The following is a 12584-nucleotide window of genomic DNA, read 5'->3' on the forward strand; positions in this document are numbered from 1 at the left end:
TACTCACAAAAAAAATGATGAAAAAACTATTATTATTTGTAATGATGCTAACAGCGTTAGTTTCCTGCCAGCAATCTGAGATTCAATCTATCAAAAATGAAGAAGCTCAGGTTGAAAAATCCGATCAAGTTTATGAATACATTAAATCATTGGGATTTAAGGATGATGAGATAAAGGATTTAGGTAAAGACTATTTAGTTGATGGAGATATGTTATTCGACAAATCTGTTGTTCCTGATTCTTCAAAAGTTAAAAATGGTCGGGTGCAGCAGTATGGTGTTAGTAATTATGTTGGCTATAACGTACAGCCAAATATAACGGTTCGCATTGATCCATCAATGAATGTCTATGCAAGTGAAATTGCCGGCGCGATTGCTATCTGGAACAGTGTCACCAATTGCAGAGTTAATTTTACTCTTTCAACTGCAAATGATGCAAATATAACTATATACAATAGTGATTTAGGGTCTCAAATCTGTGGTGCTTCGTATACTCCCATTAATGGACTACCAAGTGGGCAGGTTTATATTAATAATATTTTAATAGCCAACAATAGTTTTGCACAGAGACAACGAACTATCGCACATGAGCTTGGGCATGCTATTGGATTTTTCCATACTAATTGGATGAATACTGGAGAGTCCCGGACCGGCACTTATGGTAATCAAGCCTATTATGATGCTAAAAATATATTAGGTACTCCAGTAGGAACCGATGCAAATTCGCTAATGAACGGAGGTGAATGTGGAATAGGGGCGACCGCACTATCAAGTTTAGATATTGTAGCCGTACAATTCATGTATCCAGAAAATCCGCCAGTAGCAGGAACCATACCAGTTTTTCGGTATTTCAGTCGAACTACTACGCAAGATCATTATTATACTTGGATTGCAAATGATCTTGGAAATGGATCAAACAATGATTACATTTTCGAAGGAGTGGCATTTTTTGCTTATCCTACGCAGGTAACGGGTACCGTACCTCTTTATCGATACTTTCACACCAAACCTGGTATCTCATTGGGAGACCATTTCTATACACTCAATCAGAGTGATGTTTCAAGTGATCCAACTTATTTGTTCGAAGGTATTGCATTTTATGTATATTCTCAACCGCTAAATAATTCAGTACCTGTTCATAGATACTGGAGCAGTTCCTACGATGATCATTTTTACACAAAAAATCAAAATGAAGTTACGGGAATGGCAGGTAATTATTCCTACGAAGACGTTGTATTTTTTGCCCATTAGTTCTTCTGACTGAACTTTAACATGCAGTGAAAACTCGATAGTAAGGATAAAATAGCATTTGATATCGATTTGACATTTAAGCTGCTGAAAAATGTTTTGCGATCTAATCAAAGTTTGTTTTACTACACTGAATATTAATGTCTGCCCGCTATCGTCATATAAATTACAAACAATAATTAGTAACTTGTTGGCAGGTTAGGATTTGTTTAGCAATGAATGTTGTGTGATCTGACTAAGAGTTGCAACTACTTAATTGTTTGAACATAGCGATTTATTATCTATTTGGGATGAGTTGCATTTACAAATCGTATCTGGATAATTTCAGAGAAATAAGGTCGGATTAGTTCGACGACATGGAGAAGAATACTGATGAAGGACAGTCTTTGTCTTTGATGTTTACTAGGTTCAATAATTTTGTGTTTAATCCCGCGTCCATTTGCATTTATATAAGGATTTTTGAAGGTCTTATGAGATATCTTGTTAATTGGAGGTAAGTTAGTACCATAGCTTTTTCAAATGATTTCAATTATAATCTGTTCGGCAGATGCAAAGGATCTATTAACAGTAACAAAAAATATCGACGAAACAGTTGGTGTTCCTTATGAAATCATCGCTGTTGATAATAGTGATGGAAAAAGAGGAATATGTGAAATTTACAATGAAGGTGCACATAAGGCAAAGAATGAGATCCTTTGTTTTATGCATGAAGACATAGCGTTTAAGACGATGGATTGGGGTATAAAACTAGTTGAGCTATTTGCTGAAAATACAAAGCTTGGCTTAATAGGAGTAGCCGGCAGTGGTTATAAATCTGTGGTACCTTCCAGCTGGTATAATGCAGATTTGGAAATGAATGGTGAGTTTTACTGCTGTCTTATTCAGGGTTTTAAATATGCCGGCCGGCCTGATCTTTATGATTACAGAAATCCAAAAAATGAAAAACTTTCCCGGGTTGCGTGCATCGACGGCTGCTGGATGGGCACCAGAAAGTCAATTGCATTGAAATATCCTTTTGACGAAAAGTTATTGAAAAATTTCCACGGATATGATCTTGACTTTTCGCTTTCTGTAAATCAGAAATATCAAGTTGCGGTGACATACGAAATTTTGTTAAAACACTTTTCGGATGGGAATTTCGGCCAAACTTGGATGGAAGATACCTTAAAACTACATACGAAATGGAGTTGGATTCTTCCAGTCAATACTGATAAATTGGAGGAAAAAATGCTAAAACGATACGAACGCCGAGCCTTTAAAATCTTTTTTCAACGGATGCTGGACGACGGTTACAGTTATTCGAAACTAGTGACAATCATTTGGAACAGCAGACGTTCACGAATATTCCCACCAAAAATTCTTTTTAAGGTTTATCTTGACTTGGGGCGGGTTTGGAAAGACAGAAAATAAAAAGCAAATAAGTTATTTTCCGGAAATCGAGACCAGGTAACCACATCTTTCAAAATAAGGTTGCCAGAAATCAAGGTGCTGATCCCAGGCATGACATCCAAAAGGAAGCCTGCCGGAAGTATGCATAAGAGATTGTTCCGGACGGTTTTCGAAAGAAAAAAGCAATGCTTTTTTATAAAGTGGAATCCTCAAATTCGGGATTTTCCTGTTTACCTCTATGCTCCAGAACACATCTTCATGAAATTGATGCTCATGCCTTTTGTGATATTGCAGTATTTCAGTTTCAAATTTATTTGACAAATCATAAAGTTTCCGGACTCTTCTCAAAGAGAAACCGCCATTCCCAACCATATTGTCAAACTGCCTGTCACTGGGTAAATTATTTTCGTAGGTGTTGACGAATATGTGATAGCGTGTGTTTAATCTTGTCTTTAATTCTTTCACAAAATCCGGATTTGCAAGTCGTTTAAGCCACGGTGCTCCAATGTAGTCGTAGTCTTGCTTAGTCCAAAAACGGAGATCGTCGCGAAATACGAAAGCATCCAGCTGATGTATTAAAATAAATTCAAAATCCAGAAACTTCTGGTAAAAATCGGGAGATAGCATCAATTTATTATAACCCTGAATTCCGTCAAAAAAGGAATCTTCGAAAGACAAAATCTCGTCAAACTGTTCCTGGCCTAAAATCGTGTCCAACTTTAAAGACTCCGGCTTTATTGCGATGATAGGGTAGCCTGATAAAATTTTCAGACATTGGGTCAACGAAATATTCTCAAATTCTGACAGTCCTTTCTTATAAATTGGAATAACTACTGCAACCTGTTTTTTGTCTTTCATAAAACCAAGGTTTCATAATTATTTATTATCCAGCATTTTAACTATGGATTCCAGATGTTCCTGAAAGAAAAAGTCATATCCGTTTTCGCCTTCCGGAACTACGTTTATAACTTCAAAGGAGGTTTCCAAAACCCTTGGAACTTTTAACGATTCAGCGATTGAAAACGGGAAAGATTGGTTTCCAATAAAAAATTTTGATCCGGCAATTATCTGGGCCATTTCCATGAAATCATTGACTTGAATCCATTTAATGTGCGGAATCGTCTTTTTTATGTCTTTATATTCGGATTCGACACCAATAAAAACGATGTTTTTGTAATCATTCAAAAACTTATAATTAATCGTATAATTTCGATAACGTTCGCTCCTTGCCATAACGATCGTGTTAGCATAAGTTTTATCCGGTTCAACGGTTACCCATGATTTCCAAAGTTCTGGATTAATTCCTGTTAGGTAACTACACCAGCGAGCAATATTTCCTTTATCCAAGGGAATGCCTCCAGCACGGAAGTAATCCAGATCTATATCAATTGTCTGATCCACATGGATTTCAACAGTATCAAGATAGGGCTGAGGTTTCAGTAGAGCAATCAGCATTTCAGCCATACGCTCATTCAGCATTACGTTCCCGAGCGGATGTGTATCATAACCAGAAAGTATAAGTGGCTGGCCTAGTCTTAGATAAAGCTCGATCCTAACATTTGTAATTTCTTTTATTCGTTTGATGGTTGGAAGTGCATAAATAATATCACCGGCATTCCCGCTATGGCTTAAACAGACCTTATTGTTTTTTTTTGCGTATTCTATTATTTTGGCTGGGCTTGTCAGCTTTTCGGCTTCTGTAATAAAGTTGGCAAACTCCAATTGTTTATGGTTTTTGAGCTCCCATTTGTATTGTTTATACAGGATTTTATCTGTATGTTTTAGCCAGAGCTTGGAAAAAAGGTTCTTTTTCTTAAACATTCCTTAATGGTGTTTGAACAAAATTATCTATCTATTCAATAAAAATGATTAGATGTAAAATTATATATTGATCTAAAAATTAATAATAACTCTGCCATTTATACTTCTGTAAACTGCTGCATATCAATGAGTTTTTTGTATAAACCGTGACTTGCCATCAGCTGCATATGATTTCCTGTTTCAATAATTTGTCCATCTTCAAGCACCACAATTAAATCAGCGTTTTGAATTGTACTTAATCTGTGGGCGATAACAAGCGAAGTCCTGTTTTTCATCAGATTATTCAACGCTTCCTGAACCAGTTTTTCTGATTCGGTATCAAGAGCCGAAGTTGCTTCATCCAAAAGCATAATCGGTGGATTTTTCAAAACTGCCCTCGCAATACAGATTCGCTGTTTTTGTCCACCGGAAAGTTTCATTCCACGATCACCGATATTGCTTTCATAACCCTCATCCGTTTGAAGAATAAAGTCATGTGCATTTGCAATTCTTGCGGCGTTTTCAACTTGTTCCTGCGTAGCATTGGGCATACCAAAGGCGATATTATTGAAAATACTATCATTGAAAAGCATAGATTCCTGATTTACCACGCCAATCAATGACCAGAGAGATTCCATCGTGATATCTTTTACATCGACATTATCAATGGTAACTTTTCCTTTTTCCGCTTCAATAAATCTTGGAATCAAATCCATTAAGGTAGATTTTCCACCACCTGATGGCCCAACCAAAGCAATGGTTTTTCCTTTTGGAATAGTCAGATTGATTGATTTAAGAACGGTTCTTTCTGAATAAGTGAATGACAGATTTTCAAGACGGATTGCTTCGTTGAATGAAGTAATGGCTACTGCGTTAGGAGAATCTGTGATTTCGGGTTTTTCATCTATTAAGGCGAGTACGCGTTCACCAGCGGCTATACCTGCGTGAATTGTGCTGAAAGAATCTGTCAACGCTTTGGCAGGACGCATTACCTGAGAAAACAAAGCAATGTAAGCGATAAACTGAGACACGCTTAAATCAGATTTATTGTCCAGAATCAATGAGCCACCATATAAAACGATGGAGCTAACCATAGCTACACCTAAAAATTCGGAAACGGGGCCTCCCAATTGCTGGCGTCGCGCCATTTTTCGTCCAAGATCAGAATATCTTACGTTTTCAGAATCAAACTTTGTTTTTATCGCTTCCGTAGCATTGAAGGACTTTATGATTTTGATACCCGATAAAGCTTCGTCGAGGTAGCTGATCATTAGGCCAAACATATGCTGTGCCTGACTCGCCTGTTCTTTCAGTCGTTTTACAATTTTAGAGATCACAAAAGCAGAAATCGGAATTACCATAATGGCAAAAATCGTCAGCTTGAAAGAAATTGCAAACAACATAAATACATAGGCAAGCAACTGTAAAGGCTCCTTAAAAACAACTTGTAAAGTTCCGGTTACCGAAAATTGAACAACCCCAACATCTGAGGCAATTTTGGCAATAATATCTCCCTTACGTTGATTACTAAAATATCCAACATGGAGATTCATTACATTATTAAAAACTGTTTTTCTCAAATTTAATAACGTGTGGATGCGAAGGTTTTCCATAATTCTTCCTGAAAAATAACGGAAGACATTACCCAATAAGACAGAAAGGACAATAATACCGCAAACAATTTGCAAAGCACCGTAGGGGCCATAGGAAAGATTTGCTTGTTGTGCGAAATAATTCAGATAACCAGGGATATTAAGAAAACTATCAGGTTTTTCTACAATTTCGGCGGCACCACCTCCTTTACTTGTGAAAAGAACCCCCATTAAAGGTGCGAGAAGGGCAAGGTTCAACGTATTGAAAATTACACCCAAAAGCGTAAATATGACGTATGGAATGGCGAATCTTTCAATTGGCCTGGCAAAAGATAATAGTCGGAAGTATGTTTTCATTTTTTATTTAAAGGCACAAAGATAAGTTTTTATGCCATAAGGGATGGAACCCTTTCAAGATTTATATTGAGACAAGATATTAAACAACGAAAAAGCACCCGTTTTAATTTTAAAAAAGCACACGAAATTGTGTTTTTTCGGGAATTTCATTTTGATATGAGACCCGCCGATTACTAAATGGTTGGAAAAAGGATAATAAATTTCACTTCCGGAATAACTTTTTAACATAGGACGGAAAATAGAAGTTATGAAAAATGAGATATCAAGACGGAAGGCGATGATGCAGATAGGCTCTTTAAGTGCTGCTGTTTTGTTGAATTGTGAAAATATATTGGCTGGTAATCAACAAATTATGTTGCAAAGAAATATTCCTGGCACAAAGGAAAAGTTGCCCGTTGTGGGATTGGGATCCTGGATTCAGTTTGATATTGGAGAGTCACCTTCCGAAAAAGAAGGACTTACAGAAGTTTTAACCAATATGAATAAACTGGGTGGAAAAGTAATTGATTCTTCTCCGATGTATGGGAAGGCAGAGCAAGTGATTGGTGATCTGACTGCGGGATTGGATTTTAATAATAACTTTTTTTACGCAACAAAAGTCTGGACAACCGGAAAACAATCGGGAATTGATCAGATGAATGGATCTTTTCTCAAAATGAGAAGGAAAACAATGGATCTGATGCAGGTGCACAATTTGCAGGATTGGCAAACGCATTTGAAAACATTGAAAGGATGGAAGGAAGAGGGAAAAGTCAGATATGTTGGTATAACACATTACTCGGCTTCGGCGCATGAGCAGCTTGAACAGATTGTGAAATCAAAAATGGTTGATTTCGTTCAGGTCAATTATTCCATCAAAGTAAGAAATGCTGAGAAAAGTTTGTTAAAAGCTGCGCAGGACAATGGAGTGGCTGTTATTATCAATGAACCTTTTGATAGTGGTTCTCTTTTCAAAATAGTAAAAGGTAAAGAATTGCCTGATTGGGCTGCCGGTTATGATATCAAAAGCTGGGCGCAGTACTTTTTGAAATACATTCTTGCAAATCCTGCGGTTAACTGTGTGATTCCGGGGACATCTGATAAAAAACATCTTGTCGATAATATGGGAGCTGGTTATGGGAAACTTACGGATGAAGCTGGTTTAAAAATGATGCTGAAATATATTGACACCATTTGACTATTTCTGTAAAATATGTTAGAATATGAATTCACTTTGCGGTTACTTCGCAGTGAAACGTATACATATTATGTATGCAGAATATTAAATTAAAATTAAATGAGAATACAGTTGCATCACTCGCAGTCTTTTTTTCGTAAGTTATAAATATCGGCACAACGAGTAAAACCGAGGCCCCTGACACGATCTGAATCGACAACATTACCATATTGAAAAATGTCCAAAATATATATTGATGCAATAAATTTATCCAAACTGGTTCTTATAATTTCTCTTCTGGCATTTCCATTTTTTGTGAAAGCACAGGAAAGATGCGCGACGATGCCGCTTTTGGAACAGCGCTTTTCGGCAAATCCTGGTTTAAGGTTAAAATTCAGCGAAAGAGAAGGACAGCTTCGCAAGCTCGTCGCCGAGCGTATCGCAAGCAGGAAATCGATGAAAACAGGTGGGTTGGTGACTGTGCCTGTTGTTTTTCACGTTGTGATGAATAATCAATCGCAGGTAACAAATGCTCAGATTCAAGCGCAGCTTGATACAATTAATAAAGACTATGCGGGACTAAACGCCGGGTATTCTAAAATTCCGTCCTATTTTAAATCCTTGTTCGGGTCATCCGGAATCCAGTTTTGCCTCGCTCAGCGTACACCCAATGATGAACCTACAACGGGTATTGTCAGATATAGCACTACGCAAACATCTTTCGACTATACAAATAATTATGTAAAACATTCAGGTAGCGGTGGTGCTACTGCCTGGGATCCTGACAGCTATTTAAACATCTGGATTTGTGTTTTGTCCAATAATACGTTGGGTTATGCTACTTTTCCAAACGATGGAAGTCCTGAGGAGCAGGGCGTTGTAATTGCGTATAATAGTTTGCCCGGAGGTAGTGCAACTGGTTTTAATGCAGGTAAAACACTTACACACGAAATCGGCCACTATTTTAACCTCATACATATTTGGGGTGACGACAACGGAAGTTGTGCAGGAAGTGATGGTGTATCCGATACGCCAAACCAGGGGAATAGTTCCAGCACTTGCAGAACGGGCGTTGTGACTGACAACTGTACCACAACTTCTCCGGGTATCATGTATCAGAATTATATGGATTACACGGCTGATGCCTGTCTTTTAATGTTTACGGTTGAACAAGTGGCGAGGATGGAAACCGCTTATGCCAATTATCGGTCTATTTTAAGTTCTTCAAAGGGATGTCAGCCACTGGATCTGAAGGGGAAAGATGCGGCGATCAAACAAATTACCCAGCCTGATCAGCGTTTGTGCACGCACACTTTTACGCCCCGGGTTATACTCAGAAACCGTGGAAGCGAGACCATTACTTCTTTGACAATTAATGCCAGCGTTGACAATGGCCCTGTGGTAAGTTATAAATGGACAGGCTCACTGGCAAGTTATGCTGAAACAACAGTTACACTCGCAAGTATGTCAACAGTTGAGGGAAACCATGAACTGACCGTTACGTCAGTTAATCCAAATGGAGCTCAGGACGAGGATACTTCAAATGATGCGCTGAGCTTTGATTTTATATATTATTTACCTTCTGCTGCACCGGTTATAGAAAGTTTTGAAGGCGCATTCCCGCCAACGGCCTGGGATATTGTTAACCCGGATGCCGGGCAAACCTGGGAAAAAACAACCGAAGCATCAAAAAACGGAAATGCTTCTGCAAGAATGAGAAATTTCGACTATCTGGCAATTGGCCAGAAGGATTATTTACGTAGTCCTACTGTAAATATTGCCGGAGTCGATTCTGCCTTTGTTTCGTTTCAGGTAGCGGCTGCAACCTATACGTCATCTACAAGTGCAGGGAATGTATGGGATACGCTTCAGGTGATGATCAGTACCGATTGCGGGTTGTCCTATACGAGTTTGTATAAAAAATGGGGGCCAAATCTTATAACGAGGACGGCTGCTACCAGAACTGCATTTACCCCGACAGCAGCAGAATGGCGGCAGGAAGAGCTGAACATCACTGACTATATCAATAACGGAAATGTGCTTATTGCCTTCCTGAATATCAATGGAAATGAGAATGACATTTATCTGGACGACATTAATATCCGAACGGTAACGGTCAATCCAAACCTTAAAGAAGCCGGTTTCCTTGTTACGCCGAATCCGACAAGTGGAGAAATATCCGTTCAGTTTTATCCGCATCCAACAGGTTTACAATCTATTACAATTTACTCAGTCACGGGTCAGGAAGTAGCAAAACTGACATTGCCAAGCGGAGAAGTTAGTACCAATGTTTTTGATTTTAACCTCCAAAATTCGGCGGCAGGATTGTATATAGTCAAGGCTGTTTTTGATACAAAAACGCTTACGAAGAAAATAATGAAATATTAAAGAGGTTATCGGCCGTCAGCTATCAATTGGTTGCGTAAACGAATTCGTTGTAATTAACAATTGAAAGCCGACTGCCGAAAGCCAGAAAAGATTTAACCTACGCTCAATTGTTACGTAACGCTTTACTTAGATTTCGGTCGGTAGAGCGTTTTTTTGTAGCTTTCGTTTTGTGAATCTTAAAATCAGAATAATTCCAGCTGCTCGGGATCGCGTGGTTTTCTTGGTTTGGTTTCAGGCTCTCCAAAGTTTGAAAGAGAGATTCCCAGCAAACGAACCGTTTTTTCTTCCATGTCAACTTTTTCCAAAAGCTGTTTGGCAGTATTGAAAATAGTTTCAAAATCTCCGACCGGATGAGTATAGGAGAAATTCCGGGTGATTTGTGTGAAGTCGTTATATTTTACTTTCAAGGTGATAGTCCGCCCTTTCAATTGACTTTTTTGCAATCTTCTGAAAACCGTTTCGGCGATGATATCCAGCTCTTTATGCATTTCATCAACCGTACTTAAATCATAGGTAAAAGTATCCTCGGCACCCAAAGATTTGGTTTCCCGATGCGTTTGTACTTCCCGCTCATCAATTCCTCTTACGATTCTAAAATAAAAATGGCCTGCTTTTCCAAAATTTTTTACCAGTTCGATTTCGGTCAATTTTTTCAAATCGGCTCCCGTGAATAATTGCATATTATTCATTTTCTGGGCTGTAACTTTTCCTACACCGAAAAATTTCTCAACCGGCAGATTATTAATGAATGTCTCAATTTTGGAGGGGCCGATAAAAGTCAGGCCATCAGGTTTATTAATATCGGAGGCAATTTTTGCAACAAATTTATTGGTAGAAATACCGGCAGAAGCGGTCAGATTAAGCTCATCTTTGATTGCTTTTTTAATCTGTTTGGCTATTTCAAGTGCAGAGCCGATTTGGAGTTTGTCTTGTGTCACATCCAGAAAGGCTTCATCCAGGGATAGTGGCTCAATAATATCCGTGTAACGCTGGAATATTTCCCTGATGCTTCTGGAAACGGCTTTATAGGCGTCAAATCTGGGGAAAACAAAAATTATTTGCGGACAAAGCTGAATTGCTTTTCGGGAAGACATGGCTGAGCGCACACCAAATTTTCTGGCTTCATAACTTGCCGTTGCCACTACGCCCCGGCCTGTTGGAGAGCCGCCCACGGCCAAAGGTTTTCCTCTGTATTCCGGAAAATCACGCTGCTCTACGGACGCATAAAATGCATCCATGTCAATATGGATTATTTTACGGTGAGATAGCGGTGAATCAGACATAGTCTAAGAAACATAGCAAATTTTATTTATGTTCCTTGTCGAAATTTTTCTCACCAGCCTCGATTTTTGCCGTCAAATGATTGGCAGCCGGTGGAATCGGACAATGATATCCGTCGCTGTACGCACAATACGGATTATAGGCTTTATTGAAATCGAGCTCAACCGTGTTATCCTTAATATCGCCTGTTTTTAAGTCAATATACCGGCCGCCACCGTAAGATTGCAAACCGTTGGTTTTGTCCGTGAAAGGCAAAAACAGATAGTCGCGATATTGTGGAAGAGATTGTAAACTCAGACTTCTGTAAACCGTCAGTGATTGTTTACGGCCGTGCAAACGGAATTTTAAAAGTCCGTATTTAACGTAAGTCTTGTTGGTATCACTGTAAGTTGGCATTTCAAATGGCCTGCTTTTCTGGATTCTTTTAAAGACTGCCTTTACCCGGTAGGTAGAATCAGGATCGAAAAAACGAATGTAGGTCAAGTCATCCTTTTTTAAAGGAGAATTTTTTGATTTTAAAAAATCTTCTTTATAGTGTTTCCTGAAAAGTTCAGTCTCTTTTTCAAAGTTCTGTGCTTTTACAGAAAAACAAATAATTAATAATAATGCCAGGTTAAGAATACTTTTCATATCGAGTAAAAAAATAAATCCGGTAAAAAGTTACCGGATTTTGTGATTTTTTCCAACTGTATCCATTTTAAAGTACAGCTACAAACCGGCTTCAAAACATTATTTAGCAGGATACTTCGCTATTTTGCTTTCGTCGATATTATAGAATTTTTTTACAGCTTCATAATCGCTGTAATCAACTGTACCACTTTTTCTTGAACTGAAATCAGAAGGAATGATGACAACACGGAAAGTTTGGTTTTGCGTATAAGATGCCGGTAATTTGGAATAATCCACATTTCCGTCGAGGAAAATCGAGAAATCGGTTACTGTTCGATCGAAGTTATAAATTAATGCTCCCAAACCGGTATCGTAAGTAGTTTGCGGCATTAAGCGCCATGTATCTAACGCATTCCCAAGTACATCCTGGCCCCAATAAATATAGATTAATACAAGGTCGGATTCCAAAACTTTAACATTAGGTGAAGTTGCGGCAAAAGTATAGCTTGTCACATACTTATTTGCAGCAGTAAAATTAACCTTAGTAAGGTCAAAAGTTGTTCCTAATACGGTTCCTCCATCCACACCCGGAGCACCATCGTCCCCTTTACATCCCTGAAAAAGAATTGCAATAACGAATAATAACGGAATTAGCTTTTTTGTCATGACTATTTAGATTTTAAGAGTTGTTACTTGCACAAATGTGCGCTAAGTTTTTTAAAAGCCCTAATAAAGTGGACATGTTAACTTTTCATTGACAAAATA

At 38.3% G+C, this 12584-nt stretch carries 10 protein-coding genes; 4 read left to right on the top strand and 6 right to left on the bottom strand.

Annotated elements, in window-relative coordinates:
* Positions 1-14 precede the first annotated feature (14 nt).
* Together FDK13_RS17925 and FDK13_RS17930 are read left to right on the top strand one after the other, a co-directional pair.
* The gene (locus tag FDK13_RS17925; RefSeq protein ID WP_137341389.1) at positions 15-1250 is read left to right on the top strand and encodes a M57 family metalloprotease; all 1236 of its coding nucleotides are present in this window, start codon (positions 15-17) and stop codon (positions 1248-1250) included.
* Positions 1251-1766: 516 nt separating this feature from the next.
* Positions 1767-2657 carry a glycosyltransferase gene (locus FDK13_RS17930; protein WP_137341390.1) on the top strand — a complete coding sequence of 297 codons (891 nt, stop codon included), beginning with the start codon at positions 1767-1769 and terminating at the stop codon, positions 2655-2657.
* A 12-nt stretch (positions 2658-2669) separates the two neighbouring features.
* Here FDK13_RS17930 and FDK13_RS17935 read toward each other — a convergent pair whose 3' ends face one another.
* The 3 genes from FDK13_RS17935 to FDK13_RS17945 form a co-directional block, all read right to left on the bottom strand.
* Entirely contained in the window at positions 2670-3494 is an 825-nt protein-coding gene (locus FDK13_RS17935; protein WP_137341391.1) for a DUF5672 family protein, read from the bottom strand.
* 18 nt (positions 3495-3512) lie between these two features.
* Entirely contained in the window at positions 3513-4457 is a 945-nt protein-coding gene (locus FDK13_RS17940; RefSeq protein ID WP_137341392.1) for a hypothetical protein, read from the bottom strand.
* A gap of 98 nt (positions 4458-4555) precedes the next feature.
* The gene (locus tag FDK13_RS17945) at positions 4556-6385 is read right to left on the bottom strand and encodes an ABC transporter ATP-binding protein (RefSeq protein WP_137341393.1); all 1830 of its coding nucleotides are present in this window, start codon (positions 6383-6385) and stop codon (positions 4556-4558) included.
* A 247-nt stretch (positions 6386-6632) separates the two neighbouring features.
* Here FDK13_RS17945 and FDK13_RS17950 point away from each other — a divergent pair, with 247 nt between their 5' ends.
* The gene (locus FDK13_RS17950) at positions 6633-7562 is read left to right on the top strand and encodes an aldo/keto reductase (RefSeq protein WP_137341394.1); all 930 of its coding nucleotides are present in this window, start codon (positions 6633-6635) and stop codon (positions 7560-7562) included.
* A 216-nt stretch (positions 7563-7778) separates the two neighbouring features.
* Positions 7779-9929 (top strand): M43 family zinc metalloprotease, encoded by a 2151-nt coding sequence (locus tag FDK13_RS17955; protein ID WP_229216092.1) that lies wholly within the window; start codon positions 7779-7781, stop codon positions 9927-9929.
* A 182-nt stretch (positions 9930-10111) separates the two neighbouring features.
* On the opposite strand, the gene dinB is transcribed toward FDK13_RS17955, so the two are convergent.
* From dinB to FDK13_RS17970, 3 genes are all read right to left on the bottom strand, one after another.
* Positions 10112-11212: a DNA polymerase IV gene (dinB, locus tag FDK13_RS17960; RefSeq protein WP_137341395.1), complete on the bottom strand. Its 1101-nt coding sequence runs from the start codon at positions 11210-11212 to the stop codon at positions 10112-10114.
* 22 nt (positions 11213-11234) lie between these two features.
* Entirely contained in the window at positions 11235-11840 is a 606-nt protein-coding gene (locus FDK13_RS17965; RefSeq protein ID WP_137341396.1) for a DUF1684 domain-containing protein, read from the bottom strand.
* Between the two features lie 99 nt (positions 11841-11939).
* Positions 11940-12485 carry a hypothetical protein gene (locus FDK13_RS17970; protein WP_137341397.1) on the bottom strand — a complete coding sequence of 182 codons (546 nt, stop codon included), beginning with the start codon at positions 12483-12485 and terminating at the stop codon, positions 11940-11942.
* Positions 12486-12584: the final 99 nt, after the last annotated feature.

The organism is Dyadobacter frigoris (assembly GCF_005280585.1).
Taxonomy (GTDB): domain Bacteria; phylum Bacteroidota; class Bacteroidia; order Cytophagales; family Spirosomataceae; genus Dyadobacter; species Dyadobacter frigoris.